This window comes from Bacillus sp. ABR (assembly GCF_056172715.1).
In genome coordinates this window covers 24,309-49,169 of record NZ_JAOYSL010000007.1, presented here as the reverse complement: position 1 = coordinate 49,169, position 24,861 = coordinate 24,309, and the positions used below count along the sequence as shown (strand labels likewise).

The 24,861-nt window shown below is 42.2% G+C and carries 37 protein-coding genes and 1 pseudogene; all 38 read right to left on the bottom strand.

The window, feature by feature from the left end:
- Positions 1-68 precede the first annotated feature (68 nt).
- The 38 genes and pseudogenes from rplQ to rpoC all read right to left on the bottom strand — a co-directional run bounded on the left by rplQ (position 69) and on the right by rpoC (position 24,858).
- A complete protein-coding gene (rplQ, locus tag OIT90_RS18720) occupies positions 69-431 on the bottom strand; it encodes a 50S ribosomal protein L17 (RefSeq protein WP_003216944.1) in 363 nt (120 codons plus the stop codon).
- A 75-nt stretch (positions 432-506) separates the two neighbouring features.
- On the bottom strand, positions 507-1,451 hold the full coding sequence (locus OIT90_RS18715; protein ID WP_003217009.1) for a DNA-directed RNA polymerase subunit alpha: 945 nt from the start codon (positions 1,449-1,451) through the stop codon (positions 507-509).
- A gap of 175 nt (positions 1,452-1,626) precedes the next feature.
- Complete coding sequence (gene rpsK, locus OIT90_RS18710) at positions 1,627-2,022, bottom strand: 30S ribosomal protein S11 (RefSeq protein WP_003217231.1); 396 nt, start codon at positions 2,020-2,022, stop codon at positions 1,627-1,629.
- A gap of 20 nt (positions 2,023-2,042) precedes the next feature.
- Complete coding sequence (gene rpsM, locus OIT90_RS18705) at positions 2,043-2,408, bottom strand: 30S ribosomal protein S13 (RefSeq protein ID WP_003217023.1); 366 nt, start codon at positions 2,406-2,408, stop codon at positions 2,043-2,045.
- A 21-nt stretch (positions 2,409-2,429) separates the two neighbouring features.
- Positions 2,430-2,543, bottom strand: a complete 114-nt coding sequence (gene rpmJ, locus OIT90_RS18700) for a 50S ribosomal protein L36 (protein ID WP_003156543.1) — start codon at positions 2,541-2,543, stop codon at positions 2,430-2,432.
- A 31-nt stretch (positions 2,544-2,574) separates the two neighbouring features.
- On the bottom strand, positions 2,575-2,793 hold the full coding sequence (infA, locus tag OIT90_RS18695; protein ID WP_003217190.1) for a translation initiation factor IF-1: 219 nt from the start codon (positions 2,791-2,793) through the stop codon (positions 2,575-2,577).
- A pseudogene (locus OIT90_RS18690) lies at positions 2,771-3,077 on the bottom strand (KOW domain-containing RNA-binding protein). The gene infA and the pseudogene OIT90_RS18690 overlap by 23 nt, the downstream one beginning before the upstream one ends.
- Positions 3,078-3,104: 27 nt before the next feature.
- Positions 3,105-3,851, bottom strand: coding sequence for a type I methionyl aminopeptidase (map, locus tag OIT90_RS18685; RefSeq protein ID WP_003217210.1), 747 nt, complete (start codon positions 3,849-3,851; stop codon positions 3,105-3,107).
- A complete protein-coding gene (locus OIT90_RS18680; RefSeq protein ID WP_024425604.1) occupies positions 3,848-4,501 on the bottom strand; it encodes an adenylate kinase in 654 nt (217 codons plus the stop codon). Before OIT90_RS18680 ends, map begins: the two co-directional genes overlap by 4 nt.
- A gap of 55 nt (positions 4,502-4,556) precedes the next feature.
- Positions 4,557-5,849 (bottom strand): preprotein translocase subunit SecY, encoded by a 1,293-nt coding sequence (secY, locus tag OIT90_RS18675; protein ID WP_007496334.1) that lies wholly within the window; start codon positions 5,847-5,849, stop codon positions 4,557-4,559.
- A 1-nt stretch (position 5,850) separates the two neighbouring features.
- Positions 5,851-6,291 carry a 50S ribosomal protein L15 gene (gene rplO / locus OIT90_RS18670; protein WP_003216888.1) on the bottom strand — a complete coding sequence of 147 codons (441 nt, stop codon included), beginning with the start codon at positions 6,289-6,291 and terminating at the stop codon, positions 5,851-5,853.
- A 30-nt stretch (positions 6,292-6,321) separates the two neighbouring features.
- A complete protein-coding gene (gene rpmD / locus OIT90_RS18665; RefSeq protein ID WP_003217067.1) occupies positions 6,322-6,504 on the bottom strand; it encodes a 50S ribosomal protein L30 in 183 nt (60 codons plus the stop codon).
- 13 nt (positions 6,505-6,517) lie between these two features.
- Positions 6,518-7,018 (bottom strand): 30S ribosomal protein S5, encoded by a 501-nt coding sequence (gene rpsE / locus OIT90_RS18660; protein ID WP_007496332.1) that lies wholly within the window; start codon positions 7,016-7,018, stop codon positions 6,518-6,520.
- A gap of 24 nt (positions 7,019-7,042) precedes the next feature.
- Positions 7,043-7,405, bottom strand: a complete 363-nt coding sequence (gene rplR, locus OIT90_RS18655) for a 50S ribosomal protein L18 (protein ID WP_008356544.1) — start codon at positions 7,403-7,405, stop codon at positions 7,043-7,045.
- A gap of 32 nt (positions 7,406-7,437) precedes the next feature.
- Positions 7,438-7,974, bottom strand: coding sequence for a 50S ribosomal protein L6 (gene rplF, locus OIT90_RS18650; protein WP_008345395.1), 537 nt, complete (start codon positions 7,972-7,974; stop codon positions 7,438-7,440).
- Between the two features lie 31 nt (positions 7,975-8,005).
- Positions 8,006-8,404, bottom strand: a complete 399-nt coding sequence (rpsH, locus tag OIT90_RS18645) for a 30S ribosomal protein S8 (protein WP_007496327.1) — start codon at positions 8,402-8,404, stop codon at positions 8,006-8,008.
- Between the two features lie 31 nt (positions 8,405-8,435).
- On the bottom strand, positions 8,436-8,621 hold the full coding sequence (gene rpsN, locus OIT90_RS18640; RefSeq protein WP_008356542.1) for a 30S ribosomal protein S14: 186 nt from the start codon (positions 8,619-8,621) through the stop codon (positions 8,436-8,438).
- A gap of 22 nt (positions 8,622-8,643) precedes the next feature.
- Entirely contained in the window at positions 8,644-9,183 is a 540-nt protein-coding gene (gene rplE, locus OIT90_RS18635; RefSeq protein ID WP_024425600.1) for a 50S ribosomal protein L5, read from the bottom strand.
- 25 nt (positions 9,184-9,208) lie between these two features.
- A complete protein-coding gene (gene rplX / locus OIT90_RS18630) occupies positions 9,209-9,520 on the bottom strand; it encodes a 50S ribosomal protein L24 (protein ID WP_008356538.1) in 312 nt (103 codons plus the stop codon).
- A gap of 35 nt (positions 9,521-9,555) precedes the next feature.
- A complete protein-coding gene (gene rplN, locus OIT90_RS18625) occupies positions 9,556-9,924 on the bottom strand; it encodes a 50S ribosomal protein L14 (protein ID WP_003216882.1) in 369 nt (122 codons plus the stop codon).
- 39 nt (positions 9,925-9,963) lie between these two features.
- Positions 9,964-10,227 carry a 30S ribosomal protein S17 gene (gene rpsQ / locus OIT90_RS18620; protein ID WP_003216906.1) on the bottom strand — a complete coding sequence of 88 codons (264 nt, stop codon included), beginning with the start codon at positions 10,225-10,227 and terminating at the stop codon, positions 9,964-9,966.
- 25 nt (positions 10,228-10,252) lie between these two features.
- On the bottom strand, positions 10,253-10,453 hold the full coding sequence (rpmC, locus tag OIT90_RS18615; RefSeq protein WP_003217155.1) for a 50S ribosomal protein L29: 201 nt from the start codon (positions 10,451-10,453) through the stop codon (positions 10,253-10,255).
- Complete coding sequence (gene rplP, locus OIT90_RS18610; RefSeq protein ID WP_003156478.1) at positions 10,443-10,877, bottom strand: 50S ribosomal protein L16; 435 nt, start codon at positions 10,875-10,877, stop codon at positions 10,443-10,445. The genes rpmC and rplP overlap by 11 nt, the downstream gene beginning before the upstream one ends.
- A gap of 1 nt (position 10,878) precedes the next feature.
- Entirely contained in the window at positions 10,879-11,535 is a 657-nt protein-coding gene (gene rpsC / locus OIT90_RS18605; RefSeq protein ID WP_003217241.1) for a 30S ribosomal protein S3, read from the bottom strand.
- Positions 11,536-11,538: 3 nt separating this feature from the next.
- On the bottom strand, positions 11,539-11,880 hold the full coding sequence (rplV, locus tag OIT90_RS18600) for a 50S ribosomal protein L22 (RefSeq protein WP_007496316.1): 342 nt from the start codon (positions 11,878-11,880) through the stop codon (positions 11,539-11,541).
- Between the two features lie 17 nt (positions 11,881-11,897).
- Positions 11,898-12,176: a 30S ribosomal protein S19 gene (rpsS, locus tag OIT90_RS18595; RefSeq protein WP_003216920.1), complete on the bottom strand. Its 279-nt coding sequence runs from the start codon at positions 12,174-12,176 to the stop codon at positions 11,898-11,900.
- A 57-nt stretch (positions 12,177-12,233) separates the two neighbouring features.
- Positions 12,234-13,067, bottom strand: coding sequence for a 50S ribosomal protein L2 (gene rplB / locus OIT90_RS18590; protein WP_024425599.1), 834 nt, complete (start codon positions 13,065-13,067; stop codon positions 12,234-12,236).
- Between the two features lie 28 nt (positions 13,068-13,095).
- Positions 13,096-13,383, bottom strand: a complete 288-nt coding sequence (rplW, locus tag OIT90_RS18585; protein WP_003217016.1) for a 50S ribosomal protein L23 — start codon at positions 13,381-13,383, stop codon at positions 13,096-13,098.
- A complete protein-coding gene (gene rplD / locus OIT90_RS18580; RefSeq protein ID WP_007496312.1) occupies positions 13,383-14,006 on the bottom strand; it encodes a 50S ribosomal protein L4 in 624 nt (207 codons plus the stop codon). Before rplD ends, rplW begins: the two co-directional genes overlap by 1 nt.
- 27 nt (positions 14,007-14,033) lie before the next feature.
- On the bottom strand, positions 14,034-14,663 hold the full coding sequence (gene rplC / locus OIT90_RS18575; protein WP_024425597.1) for a 50S ribosomal protein L3: 630 nt from the start codon (positions 14,661-14,663) through the stop codon (positions 14,034-14,036).
- A 37-nt stretch (positions 14,664-14,700) separates the two neighbouring features.
- Positions 14,701-15,009: a 30S ribosomal protein S10 gene (gene rpsJ / locus OIT90_RS18570; RefSeq protein ID WP_003156464.1), complete on the bottom strand. Its 309-nt coding sequence runs from the start codon at positions 15,007-15,009 to the stop codon at positions 14,701-14,703.
- A gap of 218 nt (positions 15,010-15,227) precedes the next feature.
- The gene (locus tag OIT90_RS18565; protein ID WP_126682102.1) at positions 15,228-16,187 is read right to left on the bottom strand and encodes an alpha/beta fold hydrolase; all 960 of its coding nucleotides are present in this window, start codon (positions 16,185-16,187) and stop codon (positions 15,228-15,230) included.
- Positions 16,188-16,297: 110 nt separating this feature from the next.
- The gene (gene tuf / locus OIT90_RS18560; RefSeq protein ID WP_034283892.1) at positions 16,298-17,488 is read right to left on the bottom strand and encodes an elongation factor Tu; all 1,191 of its coding nucleotides are present in this window, start codon (positions 17,486-17,488) and stop codon (positions 16,298-16,300) included.
- 118 nt (positions 17,489-17,606) lie between these two features.
- Positions 17,607-19,685: an elongation factor G gene (gene fusA / locus OIT90_RS18555; protein ID WP_048240166.1), complete on the bottom strand. Its 2,079-nt coding sequence runs from the start codon at positions 19,683-19,685 to the stop codon at positions 17,607-17,609.
- Positions 19,686-19,739: 54 nt separating this feature from the next.
- Complete coding sequence (rpsG, locus tag OIT90_RS18550; protein WP_003216884.1) at positions 19,740-20,210, bottom strand: 30S ribosomal protein S7; 471 nt, start codon at positions 20,208-20,210, stop codon at positions 19,740-19,742.
- A gap of 121 nt (positions 20,211-20,331) precedes the next feature.
- The gene (gene rpsL, locus OIT90_RS18545; RefSeq protein WP_003216962.1) at positions 20,332-20,751 is read right to left on the bottom strand and encodes a 30S ribosomal protein S12; all 420 of its coding nucleotides are present in this window, start codon (positions 20,749-20,751) and stop codon (positions 20,332-20,334) included.
- 113 nt (positions 20,752-20,864) lie between these two features.
- Positions 20,865-21,113 carry a 50S ribosomal protein L7ae-like protein gene (locus tag OIT90_RS18540; protein WP_024425593.1) on the bottom strand — a complete coding sequence of 83 codons (249 nt, stop codon included), beginning with the start codon at positions 21,111-21,113 and terminating at the stop codon, positions 20,865-20,867.
- A 145-nt stretch (positions 21,114-21,258) separates the two neighbouring features.
- Positions 21,259-24,858, bottom strand: a complete 3,600-nt coding sequence (rpoC, locus tag OIT90_RS18535; protein ID WP_039175975.1) for a DNA-directed RNA polymerase subunit beta' — start codon at positions 24,856-24,858, stop codon at positions 21,259-21,261.
- Between the last annotated feature and the right edge of the window lie 3 nt (positions 24,859-24,861).

Here is a 24,861-nt window from a genome sequence, read left to right as displayed (position 1 = left end):
AGTACCTAAAAAAGGGCATAGATCCAGTTATGAACTGTCCCGCCCTTTCTTAGATACACGATATGTGATTAAACTAATTCAATGACAGCCATTGGTGCGCCATCGCCGCGACGAGGTCCAAGCTTCATGATACGAGTGTATCCACCTTGGCGATCTTCGTAGCGAGTTGCAACGTCAGCGAATAATTTTTGAAGTGCATCTTGGTTTGTTTCAGCGTTAGCTACTTCATTACGAATGTAAGCTGCAGCTTGACGGCGAGCATGAAGATCTCCGCGTTTGCCAAGAGTGATCATTTTTTCAACTACAGAGCGAAGTTCTTTCGCACGTGTTTCAGTTGTTTCGATGCGTTCGTTGATGATCAAATCAGTCGTTAGGTCACGAAGCATTGCTTTACGTTGTGCACTAGTGCGTCCTAGCTTTCTGTATGCCATGTGATGTCCCCTCCTTAATTAGAGATGCTGTATGAATAAAAAACACACGAAAATCCTAGTTCACAATGAAACTAGTCAATCGTCTTTACGAAGACCCAGTCCAAGTTCTTCTAGTTTCGCTTTCACTTCTTCAAGAGATTTACGTCCAAGGTTACGAACTTTCATCATATCCTCTTCTGTCTTGTTAGCAAGCTCTTGAACAGTGTTAATACCCGCACGCTTCAAACAGTTGTAAGAACGAACAGAAAGATCAAGCTCTTCAATTGTCATTTCAAGCACTTTTTCTTTTTGGTCTTCTTCTTTCTCAACCATGATTTCAGCATGCTGAGCTTCGTCAGTTAACCCAACGAAAATATTCAGGTGTTCAGTTAAAATCTTAGAACCTAGAGCGATCGCTTCTTTCGGTCCTGTGCTTCCATCAGTCCATACATCTAGTGTTAATTTATCATAGTTTGTGATTTGCCCAACACGGGTGTTCTCCACTTGATAAGTCACACGAGATACAGGTGTATAGATTGAGTCGATCGGAATCACACCGATTGGCTGATCGTCTCTTTTGTTTGCATCAGCAGGATTATACCCGCGACCTCTTTGTGCAGTTAAGCGAACACGGAAGCTCGCATTCTTGCCAAGAGTTGCGATGTGAAGATCTGGATTTAAGATTTCAATATCGCTGTCGTGTGTAATATCAGCAGCTGTTACAGTACCTTCATCTTGTACATCAATTTCAAGCGTCTTCTCTTCTTCAGAGTAGATTTTGAGTGCAAGCTTTTTAATGTTTAAGATAATCGTTGTAACATCTTCAACCACGCCTTCGATCGTTGAGAATTCGTGTAAGACACCATCTATCTGGATCGATGTTACAGCTGCACCAGGAAGTGAGGATAAAAGGATACGACGAAGGGAGTTCCCTAAAGTGGTACCATATCCACGCTCAAGTGGCTCTACGACAAACTTGCCATACTTGGCATCGTCGCTGATTTCAACCGTTTCGATTTTTGGTTTTTCAATTTCGATCATCTAATAAAACCCTCCTTCAAAACGTCGAAACCTCGAATAGAATCATATGAGATTCCATCCGAAATTCCTCATTGTTTAGTCCCGTATGTGCTCAGGCAACGAGTCGTGTATTCGTCTCATAAATAACTGTATCATAACCCATTATTGACAGGGACACAAAATCTATACAAACAAATTACACGCGGCGACGTTTTGGTGGACGGCATCCGTTATGAGGAACTGGAGTTACGTCTCTAATTGCAGTAACTTCAAGACCAGCAGCTTGAAGCGCACGAATTGCAGCTTCACGACCAGAACCAGGACCTTTAACAGTTACTTCAAGTGTTTTAAGACCATGTTCGATAGAACCTTTAGCAGCAGTTTCAGCAGCCATTTGTGCAGCGAAAGGAGTAGATTTACGAGAACCTCTGAATCCTAATGCACCAGCACTTGACCAAGAAATTGCGTTTCCATGAACATCAGTAATCGTTACAATCGTGTTGTTGAAAGTGGAACGAATATGAGCAATTCCAGCTTCAATATTCTTTTTCACGCGACGTTTACGCGTATTTTGTTTACGAGCAGCAGCCATTCTTTAACTACCTCCTTTACTTATTTTTTCTTGTTAGCTACAGTACGACGCGGACCTTTACGAGTACGCGCGTTGTTTTTTGTGTTTTGTCCACGAACAGGAAGTCCTCTACGATGACGGATTCCGCGGTAGCTTCCGATTTCAATTAGACGCTTAATGTTAAGTGAAACTTCACGACGAAGGTCACCTTCTACTTTAAGTTTGTCAATGATATCACGGATTTTACCAAGTTCGTCTTCAGTTAGATCGCGAACGCGAGTGTCTTCAGAAACACCTGCTTCTTTAAGGACTTGTTGCGCAGTCGTACGACCAATTCCAAAAACATATGTTAAAGAAATGACAACACGCTTATCACGTGGAATATCTACACCAGCAATACGAGCCATGATTTGGGCACCTCCTTGTTATTAGCCTTGTTTTTGTTTATGTTTTGGGTTTTCACAGATCACCATTACTTTTCCTTTTCTGCGAATCACTTTACATTTTTCACAGATAGGTTTAACAGATGGTCTCACTTTCATGTGTTTCCAACCTCCTTCTTCCGGAGTTGCTTTATTTGTAACGGTACGTAATTCTACCACGAGTTAAGTCATATGGAGATAATTCTACCGTAACTTTGTCTCCAGGTAAAATGCGAATGAAGTGCATACGGATTTTTCCTGATACATGAGCCAAAACTGTATGACCATTCTCTAGTTCAACTTTGAACATTGCGTTTGGCAAAGTTTCTGCTACAGTACCTTCCACTTCAATTACATCGTCTTTCGCCATTCAAGTGTTCTCCCTTCTTCAAATCAGTAACTTGCTCTCTGACAAATGTACAAATGAGAATCTCTCAATTGTTCATCTATCACCCGACCTGTTTTGAATATACTGTTCTGAACTTCCGGAGATACGCAATCATAAAAGGTTATATGATTGATATTTTTTCTTAGGAGAATGAAATTTACGCTTTTCTCCGTCTGCGATTAGTACATGGCAGCCAACGAACATGCCGATGACACCTGTATACTGATCTTGTTCTTTCTTTGGACTATACAGACAACCTGCCCGATTTGGGCCTGAAAGGCTTCAGTGAAGACCTAAATCTTAGTCAGTATATCAAAACCTGTATCTGTAATCGCAATCGTATGCTCAAAATGAGCACACTTTTTCCCATCAACCGTTACAACCGTCCAGTTATCAGCCAATGTTTTCACATATCGGCTGCCTGCGTTCACCATCGGTTCGATGGCCAACACCATCCCAGGTTTTAGCCGCGGGCCTTTGTTGGGCGGACCATAATGAGGAATTTGAGGGTCCTCATGAAGATCCTGTCCGACCCCATGTCCAACATATTCTCTAACAACTGAAAAATTCTCATTTTCAACATACGTTTGTATGGCATGGGAAATGTTCGACAGACGTTCGCCTGGCTTTGCTTCCTGTAAGCCTTTATATAGAGATTCCTCTGTGACTTCCAGTAGTTTGCGGTCTTCATCACTGATTACCCCAACTGGATAAGTCCAAGCAGAGTCACCATGATAGCCATTTAACTTTGCGCCAATATCGATACTAATGATGTCACCATCACGTAAAACCCGTTTACCAGGAATACCGTGAACGAGTTCTTCATTCACCGAAACGCAAATGCTCCCGCGAAAACCATTATACCCTTTAAAAGATGGGATTGCACCCTGCTTTGTAATAAAACGTTCGGCAATTTGATCCAATTCTTTTGTCGAAATACCTGGTTTTATGTGTTTCTTCAGCTCTTCATGAGTCAGTGCGACAATACGTCCAGCTTCTCTCATAATCTCAAGCTCGCGAGGAGTTTTACAGATAATCATTTATTTAATCCTCCAAGCAGGTCCTTGATATCTGCATATACATCGTTAATGTGCTTCGCACCATCAATGTTTGCAAGATATCCTTTTTCTGAATAGAAGTTCAGTAAAGGTTCAGTCTGCTTTAAGTTCACTTCAAGTCTAGTCGAAACGGTTTCTGCATTATCATCTGCACGTTGATAAAGCTCGCCTCCACACTTGTCACAAACATTTTCTTTCGCAGGTGGATTAAATACTAAATGATATGTTGCTCCGCAATTTTTGCAAATTCTTCGGCCAGTCAGACGCTCCATCAAAGCATCTTTATCGACTTTAATATTAATGACATAATCAATCGTTCTGCCAAGGTCCTTTAGAATTTCTTCTAAAGCTTCAGCCTGAGCGACTGTTCGCGGAAATCCGTCCAGAAGAAAACCTTGTTCACAATCATTTTTGCCAAGTCTTTCTCTAACAATACCGATTGTGACCTCATCAGGAACAAGCTCTCCTTTATCGATAAAGGATTTTGCTTCGAGCCCAAGTTGTGTCTCCTCTTTCATAGCAGCGCGGAACATATCTCCTGTTGAGATATGAGGGATCCCATAATCATCAACAATTCGTTCTGCCTGAGTGCCTTTACCAGCACCCGGAAGCCCCATTAAGACTAAGTTCATTTCGGATTTCCCCTTCCTTACTTAGAGAGGTTGGGCAGCTGCCCAGCCCTCTGTTTTATTTCATAAATCCACGGTAATTTCGTTTCACTAATTGGCTTTCAAGCTGTTTCATTGTTTCAAGTGCAACACCTACAACAATGAGAAGACTTGTGCCGCCAATTTGTGCAGCGGAAGGTAATCCAGCGAATTGAATGAAAAAGATAGGAAGTATTGAAATCACGGCTAAGAAAATGGCGCCCACAAACGTGAGTCGGTACAAAATGCTCGTAATTCTATCTTGAGTCATTTTCCCTGGACGAACTCCCGGGATATAGCCACCCTGCTTTTGCAGATTTTCAGCCATTTGTTCAGGATTGACTTGGACAAAGGCATAAAAATATGTGAAAGCAACAATCAGTGCTACATAAATCGTCATACCGATTGGCTTAGTATAGTCAAAGTTGTTGGTTATCCAAGTTGTCACATTATTGGTTCCGAAGAACGATGCGATCGTCTGCGGAGTAATAATGAAAGAAACGGCAAAGATGACTGGAATCACCCCTGCTGGATTCACTTTCAATGGAAGGTGCGTAGCTTGACTAGCAGACATTTGTGCACGACCAGTACCTTTTGAATATTGAATTGCAATCTTTCTCACTGCCATTTGAATGTAAATAACACCGATAACAATGACAAGAATGGCAATTACAATAAGGGCAATTTTAAGGATTTGCATGAACAGCTGTCCATCTCCACCTACAAATTGTTGAGCGTACACTTGTTTTAATGTTTGAGGGATACCAGCGATGATACCGGCAAAGATAATAATCGAAATACCGTTACCAACACCGTGAGCAGTAATCTGCTCGCCCAGCCACATTAAAAATGCTGTTCCCGCAGTGAGTACGACCGCAATTAAGAGATACGTTGATACACCAGGGTTTTCAATCAGCATGCCTCCTGCCATATTGTTGAATCCATATGACATTCCTAACGCCTGGATAAATCCTAGAACAATTGTAAAATACCTTGTGAATTGTGCTAATTTTCGGCGGCCAACCTCTCCTTGCTTTGACCACTCAGTAAACTTCGGAACAACATCCATCTGCAAGAGCTGAATGATGATCGAAGCAGTGATATACGGCATAATCCCCATTGCAAGAATGGAGAATTGGAAAAGTGCCCCGCCCCCAAACGTGTTGAGGATTCCGAAAACACTCATTTGATCCTGTGCCTGGAGAACTTCGGCGTTCACATTAGGCACAGGGATGAAAGCACCTATACGAAAGACGACTAACATTAAAAGTGTGAATATAATCTTATTCCGTATATCTTTCACGCGCATAAAATTGGAGATTGTCTTAAACAAGTTAGATCACCTCGGCTGTACCGCCAGCAGCTTCAATCGCTTCTTTCGCAGAAGCAGAGAATTTATTGGCTTTTACAGTTAATTTTTTTTCTAATTTACCGTTGCCAAGAATTTTTACTCCTGCTTTTAACTTGCTTATTGCACCAGTCTCTAGAAGAAGTTCAGGAGTTACTTCCGTTCCTTCGTCAAAACTGTTTAATCTGTCTAAGTTGATTACCGCGTAATCTTTACGGTTGATGTTTGTAAAACCACGTTTTGGAAGGCGTTGGAATAAAGGCATCTGACCACCTTCGAAACCAGGGCGTACACCGCCGCCAGAACGAGCGTTTTGACCTTTATGACCTTTACCAGAAGTTTTACCGTTACCTGATCCAATACCACGACCAACACGGTTGCGTACTTTACGTGAACCTTCTGAAGGCTTCAATTCATGAAGTTTCATTTGGGCACCTCCTTATCGATTAAAAATGTTTTATTGTTCTTTAACAGAAACTAAATGAGACACCTTGTTAATCATGCCGCGGATCGCTGCATTGTCTTCATGTACGACTGTTTGGTTTGTTTTCTTAAGACCAAGAGTACGAACAGTGACACGCTGATCTTCAGGGCGACCGATTACACTGCGTTTGAGGGTAATTTCTAATTTATTTGCCATTATTGTTCCCTCCTTATCCTAACAGGTCTTCTACAGATTTTCCACGAAGCTTCGCTACATCTTCAGCACGTTTAAGCTCACTTAAACCTTGAAGTGTTGCGCGGATCATGTTGATCGGTGTATTAGAACCTAGAGATTTAGAAAGGATATCAGCTAGACCAGCAAGCTCAAGTACCGCACGCACTGGGCCTCCAGCGATAACTCCTGTACCTTCTGAAGCAGGCTTCAATAGAACGTTTCCTGCACCGAATCGACCGATGATTTCATGTGGAATTGTAGTTCCAACCATTGGTACTTCAATTAAATTCTTTTTCGCATCTTCAACAGCTTTGCGGATCGCTTCTGGTACTTCTTGTGCTTTACCAGTACCGAAACCTACATGACCGTTTTTGTCACCGACAACAACTAAAGCTGCAAAACGGAAACGACGTCCACCTTTAACAACTTTCGCTACGCGGTTAACCGTAACTAAGCGTTCTTCTAACTCTAATTTGCTTGGGTCAATACGACTCATTCGGATGTGTCCCTCCTTCTTTTATTAAAATTTAAGTCCAGCCTCACGAGCAGCTTCAGCTAGAGCTTTTACACGTCCATGATATAGGTATCCTCCGCGGTCAAATACCACGTTAGAGATTCCTTTTTCAACAGCACGTTTTGCAACAAGTTCGCCAACTTTCGTAGCAGCTGCAGTGTCAGAACTATTCTCGATCTTTAACTCTTTATCAAGAGTAGAAGCACTTACAAGTGTTACACCGTTAACATCATCAATTACTTGAGCGTAGATATTCTTGTTAGAACGGAAAACGTTAAGGCGAGGTCTTTCAGCAGTACCTGAAAGTTTCGCACGAACACGAGCATGTCTTTTAAGACGAGTAGCGTTTTTGCTAGTTTTCGTAATCATCCGAGTCACTCCTTTCTTCACTTTAAGCGATCTTACTTACCAGTTTTTCCTTCTTTACGGCGAACGAATTCACCTTCGTAACGAATTCCTTTACCTTTGTAAGGCTCTGGAGCACGGACAGCGCGGATGTTAGAAGCTAGAGCTCCTACACGCTCTTTATCGATACCTTTAACGATTACTTTCGTTTGAGATGGAACTTCTACTTCAACTCCAGCCTCAGGAACGATTTCAACTGGGTGAGAGTATCCAACGTTAAGAACAAGTTTGTTTCCAGATTTAGCTGCACGGTAACCGACACCGATAAGTTCTAAACCTCTTTCGAAACCTTTAGATACACCTTCAACCATGTTAGCAATCAAGCTACGTGTTGTACCATGTAATGCACGGTGTTCTTTATTTTCAGACGGACGGCTTACAGTTAAGACGTTGTCCTCAATTTTAATTTCCATATCAGGGTGAAATGCACGAGTTAGTTCACCTTTTGGTCCCTTTACTGTCACTGTGTTATCGTTGTTTGTCACAGTTACTCCTGAAGGGATCTCGATTAGTTTTTTACCTATACGAGACATACCAAGCACCTCCATTCATCTTAAACTTTTTTTACCATACGTAAGCAAGTACTTCTCCACCAGCTTGTTTAGCACGGGCTTCTTTGTCCGATAAAACACCTTGTGATGTTGAAATAATTGCGATTCCAAGTCCGTTAAGTACACGTGGTACTTCATTTGATTTCGCATATACGCGTAAACCAGGTTTACTGATTCTTTTAAGACCAGTGATAACACGTTCGTTGTTTTGGCCGTATTTAAGGAACAAACGGATAATTCCTTGTTTGCTGTCTTCGACGTACTCAACGTCACGGATAAAACCTTCACGCTTTAAGATTTCAGCAATTTCTCTTTTGATTTTTGAAGCCGGTACTTCTAGCTTCTCATGACGTACCATGTTCGCATTGCGAATACGAGTCAGCAAATCTGCAATCGGATCTGTCATAACCATTATTTAATAACCTCCTTCCCATTTATGGGGATTACCAGCTGGCTTTTTTAACGCCAGGAATTTGTCCTTTATATGCAAGTTCGCGGAAACAAATACGGCAAAGTTTAAACTTACGAATAACTGAATGTGGACGTCCACAACGTTCGCAGCGCGTATACTCTTGAACTTTAAACTTTTGTTTGCGTTGTTGTTTCGCAATCATAGACTTTTTAGCCACGATTTCGCCTCCCTTTCATTGATTATTTCTGGAACGGCATACCTACTTGAGTTAATAACTCACGTGCTTCTTCGTCCGTATTGGCAGTAGTAACGATAACGATATCCATACCGCGGACCTTTGTTACTTTATCGTAATCAATTTCTGGGAAGATTAACTGTTCTTTAATACCAAGCGTGTAGTTTCCACGACCGTCGAAAGATTTCTTAGAAATCCCGCGGAAGTCACGTACACGTGGTAAAGACACAGAAATAAGTTTATCAAGGAAATCATACATGCGCTCTCCGCGAAGTGTTACTTTCGCACCGATTGGCATTCCTTCACGTAGACGGAATCCAGCAATAGACTTCTTCGCACGAGTAACGACAGGTTTTTGACCAGCGATAAACGTTAATTCTTCAACAGCAGTATCGATTGCTTTAGCGTTTTGAACGGCGTCACCAACACCCATGTTGATCACGATTTTTTCGATTTTTGGCACTTGCATTACTGAAGTGTATTCAAACTTAGAAACTAATGCAGGTGTAATTTCTTTTACATACTTTTCTTTAAGGCGGTTCATGAGAAAGACCTCCCTTCCTTATTTACTATTTATCTAGAACTTGCCCAGACTTTTTCGCTACACGGACTTTCTTTCCGTCCTCAACTTTATACCCAACACGTGTCACTTCACCCGTTTTAGGATCAAGCGGCATTACGTTTGATACGTGGATCGGCGCTTCTTGTTCAGAAATCCCGCCTTGAGGGTTAGCTTGAGTTGGTTTAGAGTGTTTTTTCACAAGGTTAATACCTTCTACTAAAACACGTTCCTTTTTAGGGAAAGCAGCAAGGATGACACCTTGTTTACCTTTATCTTTACCAGAGATAACCACTACTTTATCGCCCTTTTTAACATGCATTTAATCGCACCTCCTTGAGTCGCGGATTGTATTCATTAAAGTACTTCTGGTGCTAGAGAAACAATTTTCATATAGTTGTTTTCACGAAGTTCACGTGCTACTGGTCCGAAGATACGAGTTCCACGTGGGCTCTTGTCGTCACGGATGATGACACAAGCATTTTCGTCGAAACTGATGTAAGATCCATCGTTTCTGCGAGCTCCGCTCTTAGTACGAACGATAACTGCTTTCACAACTTCACCTTTTTTGACAACGCCTCCAGGTGTTGCTTGTTTAACCGTACAAACAATGACATCACCGATGTTAGCCGTTTTACGTCCAGAGCCACCAAGAACTTTAATCGTTAGTACTTCGCGTGCGCCAGAGTTGTCAGCTACTTTTAAACGAGTCTCCTGTTGAATCATTAATGTTACCTCCTTTCGGAAAAAGAAATCCGAACTTTATTAGATAATAACGGCTTCTTCGACAACTTCAACTAGACGAAAGCGTTTAGTCGCAGATAAAGGACGAGTTTCCATGACCTTTACGATGTCTCCGATTTTTGCTTGGTTGTTTTCATCATGTGCTTTGAACTTTTTAGAGTATCTTACACGTTTGCCATAAAGTGAATGCTTTTTGTATGTTTCAACTACAACAGTGATGGTTTTATCCATTTTGTCAGAAACAACACGACCTTGATACACTTTACGTTGGTTACGTTCGCTCATGTTTGCGGGGCCTCCCCTCTAATTATTATTTATTAGCAGCGATTTCTCTTTGACGAATCACAGTTTTCATGCGTGCGATTGATTTACGCACTTCACGAATGCGAGCAGTATTTTCAAGCTGCCCAGTCGCTAATTGGAAACGAAGATTGAAAAGTTCTTCTTTAAGAGACTTTACTTTTTGTTCAATTTCAGCAGTGGTAAGGTCACGAATTTCATTAGCTTTCATTTGATTCACCACCAATTTCTTCACGTTTTACGAACTTCGTTTTAATTGGCAATTTGTGAGATGCAAGACGAAGAGCTTCACGAGCCACTTCTTCAGACACACCAGAAATTTCAAATAAAACTTTGCCCGGTTTTACTACAGCTACCCATCCTTCTGGAGCACCTTTACCGGAACCCATGCGGACCTCTAGAGGTTTAGCTGTGTATGGCTTAGAAGGGAAAATTTTAATCCAAACTTTACCGCCACGTTTCATGTAACGAGTCATAGCAATACGAGCAGCTTCGATTTGACGGTTTGTGATCCAAGAAGCTTCAAGAGCTTGGATACCGTACTCACCGAAATGTACTTCAGTACCGCCTTTTGCACGACCACGCATTTTTCCACGATGTTCTCTGCGATACTTCACGCGTTTTGGCAATAACATATTATTTTCCTCCTTCCGCAGTATTCTTCTTAGTTGGAAGGACTTCTCCACGATAGATCCATACTTTTACGCCAAGCTTACCATAAGTAGTATCAGCTTCAGCAGTAGCATAGTCGATGTCAGCACGAAGTGTGTGCAATGGAACAGTACCTTCACTGTAATATTCAGAACGAGCAATATCTGCACCGCCAAGACGACCAGAAACCATTGTTTTGATTCCTTGTGCTCCAGCACGCATTGTGCGTTGGATTGTTTGTTTTTGTGCACGACGGAATGAAATACGGTTTTCAAGTTGACGAGCGATGTTTTCAGCAACTAGCTGAGCATCAAGATCTGCTCTCTTGATTTCAAGAATGTTGATGTGTACACGTTTGCCAGTTAGGCTGTTAAGAGCTTTACGAAGTGCTTCAACTTCAGATCCGCCTTTACCAATTACCATACCTGGTTTAGCCGTGTGGATTGTGATATTTACGCGGTTTGCAGCACGTTCGATTTCTACTTTAGAAACAGACGCGTCAGACAAACGCTTGCTGATGAATTCACGGATTTTCAAGTCTTCATGTAAGAAGTCAGCGTAATCTTTTCCTGCGAACCATTTAGATTCCCAATCACGAATGACGCCAATACGAAGACCTACTGGATTTACCTTTTGACCCACGGATTATCCCTCCTTCTTTTCTGATACAACGATTGTAATGTGGCTAGTACGTTTGTTAATTGCGCTCGCACGACCCATAGCACGTGGACGGAATCTCTTAAGTGTTGGACCTTCGTCAACGAATGCTTGAGTAATCACTAGGCTGTTAGCGTCCAACTCGTAGTTGTGCTCAGCGTTTGCGATAGCAGATTTTAATACTTTTTCAATAATTGGTGAAGCAGCCTTAGGTGTAAGGTTTAAGATAGAAACTGCTTCTCCTACTTGCTTACCTCGGATCAGGTCCATTACTAGACGTGCTTTACGAGGAGCAATACGGACTGTTCTTGCGACAGCTTTAGCTTGCATTTAAAAGCCTCCTCTCATTAGCGTCTTGTTTTTTTATCGTCACTAGCATGACCTTTGTAAGTACGGCTTGGTGCGAATTCGCCCAATTTGTGACCTACCATATCTTCAGAAATGAAAACAGGTACATGTTTGCGTCCGTCATAGACAGCGATTGTGTGACCGATGAATTGTGGGAAAATTGTAGAACGACGAGACCAAGTTTTTACGACTTGCTTTTTGTCAGTTTCATTCAATTTCTCGACTTTAGCCATCAAATGATCATCAACAAATGGTCCTTTTTTTAAGCTGCGAGCCATTGTGGAACCTCCCTTCGTGATTGAACTACGGTCCTAAATGAACCGTAGACAACCCCGTTACTTGTTTTTACGACGACGTACAATGAATTTATCAGACTTGTTGGTTTTCTTACGAGTCTTGAATCCAAGAGTCGGTTTACCCCATGGAGACATTGGTGATTTACGTCCGATTGGAGCGCGTCCTTCACCACCACCGTGTGGGTGATCGTTAGGGTTCATTACAGAACCACGAACTGTTGGGCGTACGCCTTTCCAGCGAGAACGTCCAGCTTTACCGATGTTAATTAATTCGTGTTGCTCGTTTCCAACTTGACCGATAGTCGCACGGCAAGCAGAAAGAATCATGCGAACTTCTCCTGAGTTCAAACGTACAAGAACGTATTTACCTTCTTTACCTAGAACTTGAGCAGAAGTACCAGCAGAACGAACTAATTGTCCACCTTTACCTGGTTTTAATTCAATGTTATGCACAACTGTACCAACTGGGATGTTGATAAGTGGAAGAGCATTACCTGGTTTGATGTCAGCTTCTGGTCCAGAAGTAACTTCAGTACCAACTTGGATTCCTTTCGGAGCAAGAATGTAACGTTTCTCACCATCTGCATAGTTTACAAGAGCGATGTTCGCTGAACGGTTTGGATCATACTCGATTGTAGCAACGCGTCCAGGTATACCGTCTTTATCACGCTTAAAGTCGATGATACGGTATTGACGTTTGTGACCGCCACCTTGATGACGAACAGTCAATCTACCTTGGTTGTTACGTCCGCCTTTTTTGTGTAGCGGTGCAAGCAACGATTTTTCTGGTTTGTCAGTCGTGATTTCAGCAAAATCTGAAGTAGTCATGCCACGACGACCATTACTGGTTGGTTTATACTTTTTAATCGCCATTTTGAATTTCCCTCCTTCTTTTTAAGATTTACGCTTCAAAAATTTCGATTTCTTTGCTGTCAGCAGTTAATTTCACGATCGCTTTTCTGCGACGGCTAGTCATACCAGTGTAGCGTCCAACGCGTTTTGATTTTCCTTTGTAGTTTTGAACGTTGACTTTCTCAACTTTCACTCCAAAGATTTCTTCAACAGCGTCTTTCACTTCTGTTTTGTTAGCTCTGACATCAACTTCGAACGTGTACTTCTTCTCTGTCATTAGATCAGCAGAACGTTCAGTAATGATAGGGCGCTTTAGAACATCACGAGGATCTTTCATTATGCAAGTCCCTCCTCTACTTTTTCAACCGCTGCTTTAGTGATCAGAAGTTTGTCGTGGTTGACAACGTCAAGAACGTTGATACCGTTAGCTTCAACAACTGTTACTCCAGGGATGTTACGAGCAGATAAAGCAACTGTTTCGTTTGCATCCGCAGTGACGATCAACGCTTTCTTCTCAACAGATAATCCTTTAAGGATGCCTGCGAATTCTTTCGTTTTCACTGCATCAAGAGTCAGATCTTCAAGAACGATGATGTTGTTGTCGATTACTTTAGAAGACAATACTGACTTGATAGCCAAGCGGCGAACTTTTTTAGGTAATTTATAAGAATAGCTGCGTGGTGTTGGACCGAATACGATACCGCCTCCGCGCCATTGTGGTGAACGGATAGAACCTTGACGAGCACGACCTGTACCCTTCTGTCTCCAAGGCTTACGACCTCCGCCACGTACTTCAGAACGAGTTTTTACTTTGTGAGTTCCTTGACGTAAGGAAGCTCTTTGCATAAGAATAGCATCGAATACTACGCTTTCGTTTGGCTCAATTCCAAACACAGAAGCGTTTAATTCGATTTCACCGTTAGTAGAACCGTTTTGGTTAAATAATGCTACTTTTGGCATGACTTGTTTCCTCCTTTCCTAAGAGAGTTATTTAGATTTAACTGCACTCTTTACAGTTACTAGAGATTTTTTAGCTCCTGGTACGTTTCCTTTGATCAATAGAAGATTGCGTTCTGCATCAACTTTAACGATCTCAAGGTTTTGGACAGTGATTTGCTCTCCGCCCATACGACCTGGAAGAAGTTTACCTTTGAATACACGGTTTGGATCAACAGGTCCCATTGAACCAGGACGACGGTGGTAACGTGAACCGTGAGTCATTGGTCCGCGTGATTGTCCGTGGCGTTTGATAGCCCCTTGGAATCCTTTACCTTTTGATGTTCCTGTTACATCTACGATATCTCCATTTGCGAAAATATCAACTTTGACTTCCTGACCAACTTCATACGCATCTAACTCCGCACCGCGTAATTCTTTTACGAAGCGCTTAGGAGCAGTTTCCGCTTTAGCAACGTGGCCTTTCTCTGGTTTGTTAGAAAGCTTTTCACGTTTGTCATCAAAACCGATTTGGATTGCTTCATAGCCATCCGTGTCAACAGTCTTCTTTTGAAGAACAACGTTAGCAGCAGCCTCAACAACAGTTACAGGGATAAGATCACCGTTTTCTGCGAATACTTGCGTCATACCAATTTTTCTACCTAAGATTCCTTTGGTCATTAGTCACACCTCCTATAATATGTGTTTTCTATTTGAATTAAAGTTTGATTTCGATATCTACACCAGATGGTAAATCTAAACGCATAAGTGCATCAACTGTTTGTGGAGTTGGATTCACGATGTCGATTAGACGTTTGTGAGTACGCATCTCAAATTGCTCACGAGAATCTTTGTACTTATGCACCGCACGAAGGATTGTGTAAACTGATTTTTCAGTTGGAAGCGGGATTGGACCAGATACACTAGCACCAGAACGCTTAGCCGTTTCAACAATCTTCTCAGCAGATTGATCAAGAATTCTATGATCATATGCTTTTAAACGAATACGAATTTTTTGTTTTGCCATTATTTTCCCTCCTTTTCGCCTACTTACGTTAGACAGTTCTCCGTGAGAAAAACCTGATCACCTCGCCATGGCAAAGCGGCCGGGTGTGTCAGCAACCTCTCACTTCATCGCAGTCAAAGACCAACATGCACTATTGTACCAAATTGGCCTGCGTGTTGCAATAATAAATCGGATAAATTTATGATTTGCACACTTTTCATATTATACAGGGATTCAGCCTATAAATCAAGCTTTCCCTGAAGATGATGTATAGCAGTCTTTCTGATGATACGTATAAATTCATCTGGCTCCTCGATGTGCGGGGAATGGGCAGAGTCTTTAAAGGTAAACCATTCTTTGATGGGTGCTTTTAATTGATCAACATATGGTTTTGATACAGCAGCTGGGGTAATCATGTCGTGATCGCCAATGAGAAAGTAGCACGGTATTAATATAGTAGAAACTCGGTATTGAATACTCTCATTCATTAACTGATCCCATAGCTTGTCTTGACTAAATTTCTGCCCTTTCACGAACTTCCATTTATCTTTCAGCCGATATTGCTTACTAAAAAGAAACCCTTTTAGCATTTGAAAAACCGGCTTCCATCTATGTGTGAGACCTACGCTTGCAAACTCTTTATATAGAGAGAACAAGGCATGAGCTGATGTCCGTTTCCAAGGAGGCGGCGTCAGTAATCGCAGACAGCTAGTAAACAGCCGATTGCGATGGTATTTCTTCATAAGAAGCTCATACGAAACGATATCTTCCTTAAACACATCTACTACCTGACTAATCCCGTAATAAGCATGATAAAGATCTGGACGCTTATGTACTGCTTGTATGGCAATTAACGATCCCCACGAGTATCCTGCGATATACAATTTTGAGTGACCTAGATGTGATAGGAGCTTCTCAGTCAGTTCAATCGTGTCTTCTATAAATTGCTGAATGGTCATCGATTCATCAGGAAGATTCTCTTGATAGGAAAGTCCTGCGCCTCGCTGATCCCAATGGACAACTGTAAAGTCCTGATCAAGTTCCTCGTGAAAGGAATCAATATAACTGATTTGAGCTGAGCCGGGCCCGCCGTGTAAAAATAAGAGTACGGGCTTTTTTTCACTCATCTCATCTTCTTTCATCATAATCCATTGGTCAATCCCGCCGATCAACCATTTTTTTAAATATGTCTTTGCCATTCCAGCGATCCTCTCGGTTCCATTTAGATTCTATAGCTTATAGTAGCCGTTCTCATCTGGAAAAGCAAAAAAAGAGACCCTTTTGCAAGGAGTCTCTTTTGTATGTTTAATTACTTAATGATAGTTGAAACGACGCCAGAACCTACAGTACGTCCACCCTCACGGATAGAGAAACGAGTTCCTTCTTCGATAGCGATAGTAGAGATAAGTTCAACTTCCATCTCAGTGTTATCGCCAGGCATTACCATTTCAGTACCTTCTGGAAGATGTACGATACCAGTTACGTCAGTTGTACGGAAGTAGAACTGCGGACGGTAGTTAGCGAAGAATGGAGTATGACGTCCACCCTCTTCTTTAGAAAGTACATAAACTTCAGCTTTGAAACGGCTGTGTGGAGTGATTGTACCTGGTTTAGCAAGTACTTGACCACGTTGGATATCTTCACGAGATACACCACGAAGTAGTGCACCGATGTTGTCACCAGCTTCAGCATAGTCAAGAAGTTTACGGAACATTTCAACACCTGTAACAGTTGTTTTACCGTTTTCTTCTTGAAGACCGATGATTTCAACTTCGTCACCGACTTTAACTTGTCCACGCTCAACACGACCAGTAGCAACTGTTCCACGACCAGTGATTGAGAATACGTCCTCAACTGGCATCATGAATGGCTTCTCAGTGTCACGCTCTGGAGTTGGGATGTACTCATCAACCGCATCCATAAGTTCAAAGATTTTTGCTTCGTAATCAGCATCTCCTTCAAGAGCTTTAAGAGCAGAACCTTTGATAACTGGTACATCGTCACCAGGGAAGTCATAGTCAGAAAGAAGGTCACGAACTTCCATTTCAACAAGTTCAAGTAACTCTTCATCGTCAACCATGTCACATTTGTTAAGGAATACTACGATGTAAGGTACACCTACGTTACGAGAAAGTAGGATGTGCTCACGTGTTTGTGGCATTGGACCGTCAGCAGCAGATACTACTAAGATCGCGCCGTCCATTTGAGCAGCACCAGTGATCATGTTTTTAACATAGTCAGCGTGTCCTGGGCAGTCTACGTGTGCATAGTGACGAGTTTCAGTTTCATACTCAACGTGTGCAGTTGAGATTGTGATTCCACGCTCGCGCTCTTCTGGAGCACCATCGATTTGGTCATAAGCCATAGCTGTACCTTTACCAGATTTCTTATGAAGAACTGTTGAGATAGCAGCAGTTAGAGTTGTTTTACCATGGTCAACGTGTCCAATTGTACCAATGTTAGCATGCGATTTGGAACGGTCGAATTTTTCTTTAGCCATTCTAAAAATCCTCCTTAAAGGTTCATTGTATTTGGTATAGAGTGATAGAAAGTGAAGAGTTACCTCTCACTTTCTGATCTTCAATAGTAGTTATACTTTAGTTTAAAGGCAAAATCAATTATTCACCTTTATTTTTTTTGATGATTTCTTCACTGATGCTCTTAGGCACTTCTTCGTAGTGATCCATGTGCATAGTGAAAGTACCGCGTCCTTGTGTGTTAGACCGGAGTGCAGTTGCATATCCGAACATTTCAGAAAGTGGAACCATAGCGCGAACAACTTGAGCGTTACCGCGAGCTTCCATACCTTCTACACGTCCACGACGAGATGTGATATCACCCATGATGTCTCCCATGTATTCTTCAGGGATAACAACTTCCACTTTCATCATTGGCTCAAGTAGAACTGGGTTACATTTGCTGACAGCATTTTTCAATGCCATAGATGCAGCAATTTTGAACGCCATTTCGTTCGAGTCAACATCGTGGTAAGATCCATCAAATAATTTTGCTTTGATGTCGATTAATGGGAATCCAGCTAATACACCATTTTCAAGTGAGTCTTCAAGACCTGCTTGAATTGCTGGGATGTATTCACGTGGAACAACCCCACCGACGATTGCATTTTCAAATTCAAAGCCTGCGCCTTCTTCGTTTGGTTCGAATTCGATCCAAACGTGTCCGAACTGACCGCGTCCACCAGACTGACGTACGAATTTACCTTCAACTTTTGCACCAGAACGGAATGTTTCACGGTACGCAACTTGAGGAGCACCTACGTTAGCTTCAACCTTGAACTCACGCTTCATACGGTCAACAATGATATCAAGGTGAAGCTCACCCATACCAGAGATGATCGTTTGACCAGTTTCAGGGTTTGTTTGTGTACGGAATGTTGGATCCTCTTCAGCTAGTTTAGCTAAAGCGATACCCATTTTATCTTGGTCAGCCTTTGATTTAGGCTCGATAGCTACATCGATAACTGGCTCTGGGAATTCCATAGACTCAAGGATAACAAGATCTTTCTCGTCACAAAGAGTGTCACCAGTAGATGTATCTTTAAGACCTACAGCTGCTGCGATATCCCCTGCGTATACAGTAGAGATTTCTTCACGGCTGTTTGCGTGCATTTGAAGGATACGTCCAACACGTTCACGCTTGTTCTTAGAAGAGTTCTTCACGTATGAACCAGAATCAAGTGTTCCAGAGTATACGCGGAAGAAAGTTAGTTTCCCAACATAAGGGTCAGTCATAACTTTAAATGCAAGAGCTGCGAATGGTGCGTCATCAGTAGACTCACGAACAACCTCTTCATTTGAATCTGGCAGGATACCTTTGATTGCAGCAACATCAGTTGGTGCAGGAAGGTAATCAAGCACAGCGTCAAGTACAAGCTGAACACCTTTGTTTTTGAAAGCAGATCCAACAAGAACTGGGTAGAATTCAACATTCAATGTTCCTTTACGGATTGCAGCTTTCAATTCAGGAATTGTGATTTCTTCACCCTCAAGGTATTTTTCCATAAGCTCTTCATCAAGCTCAGCGACAGCTTCAATTAGGCTGCTGCGAAGCTCTTCAGCTTTGTCTTTATACTCAGCAGGGATTTCTTGTGCATCAGAGCGAGTTCCAAGGTCATCTTCGTAGAAGTATGCTACGTTTTCTACAAGGTCGATGATTCCTTCGAATTGATCTTCAGCGCCGATCGGCAATTGAATTGCATGAGCGTTCGCTTGAAGACGATCTCTTAATGTGCTTACAGAGTATAGGAAGTCCGCACCGGTTTTATCCATTTTGTTAACGAATACGATACGAGGTACTCCGTAAGTTGTTGCTTGGCGCCAAACTGTTTCAGTTTGTGGCTCTACACCTGATTGTGCATCAAGGACAGCAACCGCACCATCAAGTACACGTAAAGAACGTTCAACTTCAACAGTGAAGTCTACGTGTCCTGGTGTATCGATGATGTTTACACGGTAACCTTTCCATTGTGCTGTAGTAGCAGCAGAAGTGATTGTAATACCACGTTCTTGCTCCTGCTCCATCCAGTCCATTTGTGAAGCTCCTTCGTGAGTTTCACCAATTTTATGGATACGACCAGTGTAGTACAAGATACGCTCAGTCGTTGTCGTTTTACCGGCATCGATGTGAGCCATGATACCAATATTACGAGTTTTGTCTAAGGAGAACTCTCTTGCCATTGGGTAATTTCTCCTTCCTCATTAGGGAATAGTTTTTTTAGTTTGGTATAAATCCTACCAGCGGTAGTGAGCGAATGCTTTGTTCGCTTCTGCCATTTTGTGTGTGTCTTCACGTTTCTTAACAGCAGCACCAGTGTTGTTAGCTGCGTCAAGGATTTCGTTAGCAAGACGCTCTTCCATCGTTTTTTCTCCACGAAGACGAGCGTAGTTTACTAACCAGCGAAGACCTAAAGTAGTACGACGGTCTGGGCGAACTTCTACAGGAACTTGGTAGTTAGCTCCACCTACACGACGTGCTTTAACTTCAAGAACTGGCATGATGTTTTTCAAGGCTTGTTCGAAAACCTCCATCGCTTCATTACCAGTACGTTCTTTGATGATATCAAATGACTTGTAGAGAATAGTTTGTGACTTTCCTCTTTTACCGTCGATCATCATTTTGTTGATCAAACGAGATACAAGTTTAGAATTGTAAATTGGATCTGGCAATACGTCTCTTTTTGCTACAGGACCTTTACGTGGCATCTGAATAGCCTCCCTTCTCTTTTAAAAGGATTTCTATCTGTCTCTCATCTCAATATCATTGTCAGCTTCCTGACTCCACTGATCTGTTATCAACTTCTAAAAACCCTTATGTTTGTTTATATTATTTGCTTTGTTTAGGGCGTTTTGTTCCGTATTTAGAACGTCCTTGCATACGACCGTCAACTCCGGCAGTATCAAGCGCACCACGAACGATGTGGTAACGTACACCCGGTAAGTCTTTTACACGTCCGCCACGGATAAGTACTACACTGTGCTCTTGTAGGTTATGTCCGATACCAGGAATGTAAGCTGTTACCTCAATCAGGTTAGACAAACGTACACGAGCATATTTACGTAGTGCTGAGTTTGGTTTTTTCGGTGTCATTGTACCGACACGAGTACAAACCCCGCGCTTCTGTGGAGATGTTACGTTAGTGTGCTCTTTTTTGAAACTGTTGTATCCTTTGTTAAGTGCAGGAGACTTTGAGTTTTCAACTTTACTCACGCGTCCTTTGCGTATTAGCTGATTAATTGTAGGCATGTTGTTATTCCTCCCTTCATTACTTTTTTTATAACCCACATACCCAGGTGGTTCATCAAAAGGCAAAAAACAATGCTTTTGCATTTTAAGCATGCAAAAACAAAACAAGTACGCTATAACATAATGGCAACAGCTGCTGCCCCAACTTCAATTCCGCAGGCCTTGCCGAGCTTTTTCATGGAATCTACCACTAAAATGTCTACACCCTTCTCTTGCGCTAGTTTCAATACACTAGCAGTTAAAGCAGGATCAGCATCTTTCGCTACGACGACTTCCTTTACTGAATCTCGTTTCAGAGCTTTTACTGTTTGCTTCGTACCAATAATAATGGATTGAGCCTGTGATACTTTATCATAAGACATCGAATATCCTCCAAAGTAACAGGTTTTATTTTGAGCACCTTGGTTATATTATCATCATGGCAGAAGGATGTCAATATGGTATGACAGATTATCTTGACATCCTTCACCATTTTTTGATGATTTTATAGGAATCTCACGAGAAAGATTACTCTACAGGAACCATGTCGTCAGACGGCTGCACTTGCGAAACCGGCTTAACTTTACGGTAGTTTGGCATTCCCGTTCCAGCAGGAACAAGTTTACCAATGATAACATTCTCTTTCAAGCCAAGCAGTTCATCGCGTTTTCCTTTAATCGCCGCATCTGTTAGGACACGAGTCGTTTCTTGGAAGGATGCCGCAGACAAGAATGAGTCTGTTTCAAGCGAAGCTTTTGTAATACCAAGAAGAACTGGACGGCCTGTTGCAGGACGTTTGCCTTCGAATAGTACTTTTTTGTTTGCTTCAGTGAATTGATGTACATCAAGAAGTGTGCCTGGTAATACGTCTGTATCCCCTGCATCAGCGACACGCACTTTGCGAAGCATTTGGCGAACCATTACCTCTACGTGCTTATCTCCGATTTCTACCCCTTGCATACGGTATACTTTTTGTACTTCATGAAGCAGATATTCTTGAACAGCTGTCATGTCAGTCACTTTAAGAAGTTCTTTCGGATCGATTGAACCTTCTGTAAGCACTTGACCACGAGTGACTTTGTCACCTTCAACAACTTTTAGACGTGCATTGTAAGGAGCTGTGTAAGAGCGAGTTTCAACTTCGCCTTGAACCACAATTTCCTGCTGCTTGTCACGAACATCGTTAATTTCAGCAACGACACCATCAATTTCAGAAATTGTCGCTTGCCCTTTCGGATTACGCGCTTCAAACAGCTCTTGGATACGAGGTAGACCTTGAGTGATATCGTCTCCTGCTACCCCACCGGTGTGGAACGTACGCATTGTAAGCTGAGTTCCTGGCTCACCGATTGATTGTGCAGCGATGATTCCAACTGCTTCACCGACTTCAACGTCAGTACCAGTTGCAAGGTTACGGCCGTAGCATCGTTTACATACACCATGAGGCGTGTTACATGTAAATGCAGAACGGATCCATACTTCCTCAATTCCTGCTTCAACTACTTCAAGTGCTTTATCTTCATCAATTAGTTCGTTTTCGGCTACAATGACTTCGCCTGTTTCAGGATGAACAATTGGTTTTCTTGCAAAACGTCCGATTAGACGTTCTTCAAGTTTCTCAATAATTTCATTTCCTTCTTTAATAGACTTCGCCAAGATTCCACGGTCTGTACCGCAATCTGTTTCACGGATGATGACATCCTGTGCAACGTCAACGAGACGACGCGTGAGGTAACCTGAGTCAGCTGTTTTAAGGGCTGTATCGGCAAGACCTTTACGCGCACCGTGAGTGGAAATAAAGTATTCCAATACCGTTAAACCTTCACGGAAACTAGATTTAATCGGAAGTTCAATGATACGTCCAGCCGGGTTGGCCATCAGACCACGCATACCAGCCAGCTGAGTGAAGTTAGATGCGTTACCACGCGCCCCAGAGTCACTCATCATGTAGATTGGGTTGACTTCATCAAGGGACTTCATCAGTTTACCTTGGATGACATCTTTAGAAGAACTCCAGATTGAAATCACTCTCTCATAACGCTCTTCTTCAGTAATCAAACCACGTCTGAATTGCTTCATGACGTTATCTACTTTTGCTTGTGCTTCTTCAAGAATTTGCTGCTTATCATCTAATACGACGATATCAGACACACCAACCGTAATACCGGCTTTAGTAGAGTATCTGAAACCAAGATTTTTCATGCGGTCAAGCATTTTAGATGTCTCAGTGATATGGAATCTCTTAAAGATTTCTGCAATGATTTTACCTAAAATACCTTTTTTGAACGGTGCATTGATTTCTTGTTTCTCGATCGCAGCTTTTACATCCTCACCTTTTTCAAGGAAGAAACGATCAGGCGTTTTTTCTTCAATATTGCTCTTTGTCGGCTCATTCATGTATGGGAATGATTCCGGTAAGATTTCGTTAAAGATCAGTTTTCCAACTGTTGTAATCAACAATTTAGAACGCTGTTCATCAGTGAATGTCACATTCTTCAACGAGCTAGCTGCAACAGCTACACGTGTATGAAGATGCACATAACCATTTTGATAAGCAAGAAGGGCTTCGTCAGTATCTTTGAAGACCATACCTTCTCCGATAGCACCTTTGCGCTCAAGTGTAAGGTAGTAGTTACCAAGCACCATATCCTGAGATGGCGTAACAACTGGTTTTCCATCTTTCGGGTTCAAAATGTTTTGAGCAGCAAGCATTAAGATACGAGCTTCAGCTTGAGCTTCAGCAGATAATGGTACGTGAACCGCCATTTGGTCACCGTCAAAGTCAGCGTTGTAGGCTGTACATACAAGTGGATGCAGACGAATTGCGCGTCCTTCCACAAGTGTAGGTTCAAACGCTTGAATACCAAGTCTGTGAAGAGTCGGTGCGCGGTTTAGTAAGACTGGATGCTCACGAATAACTGATTCTAAAACATCCCATACTTCTGGTTGCACGCGCTCAATTTTACGCTTCGCACTCTTGATGTTGTGAGCTAATCCTTTTTCAACAAGCTCCTTCATCACGAATGGTTTGAATAATTCAAGAGCCATTTCTTTCGGAAGTCCACACTGATACATTTTCAAATGTGGTCCTACGACGATAACGGAACGTCCAGAATAGTCAACACGTTTACCAAGCAAGTTTTGACGGAAACGTCCTTGTTTCCCTTTCAGCATGTGAGAAAGAGATTTCAATGGTCTATTTCCTGGTCCTGTTACTGGTCGGCCTCTACGTCCATTATCAATCAAGGCATCGACAGCTTCTTGAAGCATACGCTTCTCGTTCTGAACGATGATGCTTGGCGCGCCAAGATCTAATAAACGCTTCAGACGATTGTTACGGTTGATGACACGACGATAAAGGTCGTTCAAGTCAGAAGTAGCAAAACGTCCACCATCAAGCTGAACCATTGGACGTAATTCTGGCGGAATCACCGGAAGTACATCAAGAATCATCCAAGATGGTTTGTTTCCTGAGTTACGGAAGGCTTCTAACACTTCAAGGCGTTTGATCGCACGTGTACGACGCTGTCCTTGAGCAGTTTTCAGCTCTTCTTTCAGTGTATCTACTTCTTTTACAAGATCGATATCTTGAAGAAGTTTGTTGATTGCTTCTGCACCCATAGCTGCTTGGAATGTATTACCGTATTTATCTAAATACGCACGGAATTCTTTCTCAGAAAGAAGTTGTTTCTTCTCAAGCGGTGTGTTGCCCGGATCTGTCACGACGTAAGAAGCGAAGTAGATCACTTCTTCTAACGCACGTGGTGACATATCAAGAACAAGACCCATACGGCTTGGGATACCTTTGAAATACCAAATGTGGGAAACTGGGGCAGCCAGTTCGATATGCCCCATTCTCTCACGACGGACTTTTGCCCGTGTTACTTCTACACCACAACGGTCACATACAACACCCTTATACCGAACGCGTTTATACTTCCCACAATGACATTCCCAGTCTTTTTGTGGTCCGAAGATACGTTCACAAAAGAGACCATCTTTTTCAGGTTTCAGTGTACGATAGTTAATCGTTTCAGGCTTTTTCACTTCACCAAAAGACCAAGAACGGATTTTATCAGGTGATGCGAGACCGATGTTCATATACTCAAAATTGTTCACATCTAGCAAGGG

Bases quoted from the DNA above. Each gene is read 5' to 3' on its own strand.
- rplW (WP_003217016.1), bottom strand. From the start codon at position 13,383: ATGAAAGATCCTCGTGATGTTCTAAAGCGCCCTATCATTACTGAACGT.
- rplB (WP_024425599.1), bottom strand. From the start codon at position 13,067: ATGGCGATTAAAAAGTATAAACCAACCAGTAATGGTCGTCGTGGCATG.
- rpsM (WP_003217023.1), bottom strand. From the start codon at position 2,408: ATGGCTCGTATTGCTGGTGTAGATATTCCACGTGATAAGCGTGTTGTC.
- rplR (WP_008356544.1), bottom strand. From the start codon at position 7,405: ATGATTACGAAAACTAGCAAAAACGCTACTCGTCTTAAAAGACATGCT.
- OIT90_RS18540 (WP_024425593.1), bottom strand. From the start codon at position 21,113: ATGTCTTATGATAAAGTATCACAGGCTCAATCCATTATTATTGGTACG.
- map (WP_003217210.1), bottom strand. From the start codon at position 3,851: ATGATTATCTGTAAAACTCCTCGCGAGCTTGAGATTATGAGAGAAGCT.
- rpsH (WP_007496327.1), bottom strand. From the start codon at position 8,404: ATGGTTATGACAGATCCGATTGCAGATTTGCTGACTCGTATTCGCAAT.
- OIT90_RS18680 (WP_024425604.1), bottom strand. From the start codon at position 4,501: ATGAACTTAGTCTTAATGGGGCTTCCGGGTGCTGGTAAAGGCACTCAG.
- rpmC (WP_003217155.1), bottom strand. From the start codon at position 10,453: ATGAAAGCTAATGAAATTCGTGACCTTACCACTGCTGAAATTGAACAA.
- fusA (WP_048240166.1), bottom strand. From the start codon at position 19,685: ATGGCAAGAGAGTTCTCCTTAGACAAAACTCGTAATATTGGTATCATG.
- rpsK (WP_003217231.1), bottom strand. From the start codon at position 2,022: ATGGCTGCTGCTCGTAAACAAAATACGCGTAAACGTCGCGTGAAAAAG.
- rplQ (WP_003216944.1), bottom strand. From the start codon at position 431: ATGGCATACAGAAAGCTAGGACGCACTAGTGCACAACGTAAAGCAATG.
- rpsE (WP_007496332.1), bottom strand. From the start codon at position 7,018: ATGAGTCGTATTGACCCAAGCAAATTAGAGTTAGAAGAACGCTTAGTT.
- rplN (WP_003216882.1), bottom strand. From the start codon at position 9,924: ATGATTCAACAGGAGACTCGTTTAAAAGTAGCTGACAACTCTGGCGCA.
- rplP (WP_003156478.1), bottom strand. From the start codon at position 10,877: ATGTTATTGCCAAAACGCGTGAAGTATCGCAGAGAACATCGTGGAAAA.
- rplD (WP_007496312.1), bottom strand. From the start codon at position 14,006: ATGCCAAAAGTAGCATTATTTAACCAAAACGGTTCTACTAACGGTGAA.
- rpsQ (WP_003216906.1), bottom strand. From the start codon at position 10,227: ATGAGCGAACGTAACCAACGTAAAGTGTATCAAGGTCGTGTTGTTTCT.
- rplX (WP_008356538.1), bottom strand. From the start codon at position 9,520: ATGCATGTTAAAAAGGGCGATAAAGTAGTGGTTATCTCTGGTAAAGAT.
- OIT90_RS18715 (WP_003217009.1), bottom strand. From the start codon at position 1,451: ATGATCGAAATTGAAAAACCAAAAATCGAAACGGTTGAAATCAGCGAC.
- rpsJ (WP_003156464.1), bottom strand. From the start codon at position 15,009: ATGGCAAAACAAAAAATTCGTATTCGTTTAAAAGCATATGATCATAGA.
- rplE (WP_024425600.1), bottom strand. From the start codon at position 9,183: ATGAACCGCCTTAAAGAAAAGTATGTAAAAGAAATTACACCTGCATTA.
- rpmD (WP_003217067.1), bottom strand. From the start codon at position 6,504: ATGGCAAATAAATTAGAAATTACCCTCAAACGCAGTGTAATCGGTCGC.
- rpsS (WP_003216920.1), bottom strand. From the start codon at position 12,176: ATGGCTCGCAGCTTAAAAAAAGGACCATTTGTTGATGATCATTTGATG.
- infA (WP_003217190.1), bottom strand. From the start codon at position 2,793: ATGGCGAAAGACGATGTAATTGAAGTGGAAGGTACTGTAGCAGAAACT.
- rpmJ (WP_003156543.1), bottom strand. From the start codon at position 2,543: ATGAAAGTGAGACCATCTGTTAAACCTATCTGTGAAAAATGTAAAGTG.
- rplV (WP_007496316.1), bottom strand. From the start codon at position 11,880: ATGCAAGCTAAAGCTGTCGCAAGAACAGTCCGTATTGCTCCTCGTAAA.
- rplF (WP_008345395.1), bottom strand. From the start codon at position 7,974: ATGTCTCGTATAGGTAAAAAACTAATCGAGATCCCTTCAGGAGTAACT.
- rpsL (WP_003216962.1), bottom strand. From the start codon at position 20,751: ATGCCTACAATTAATCAGCTAATACGCAAAGGACGCGTGAGTAAAGTT.
- rplO (WP_003216888.1), bottom strand. From the start codon at position 6,291: ATGAAACTTCATGAATTGAAGCCTTCAGAAGGTTCACGTAAAGTACGC.
- rpsG (WP_003216884.1), bottom strand. From the start codon at position 20,210: ATGCCACGTAAAGGTCCTGTAGCAAAAAGAGACGTATTGCCAGATCCA.
- OIT90_RS18565 (WP_126682102.1), bottom strand. From the start codon at position 16,187: ATGGCAAAGACATATTTAAAAAAATGGTTGATCGGCGGGATTGACCAA.
- rplC (WP_024425597.1), bottom strand. From the start codon at position 14,663: ATGACCAAAGGAATCTTAGGTAGAAAAATTGGTATGACGCAAGTATTC.
- tuf (WP_034283892.1), bottom strand. From the start codon at position 17,488: ATGGCTAAAGAAAAATTCGACCGTTCCAAATCGCATGCTAACATTGGT.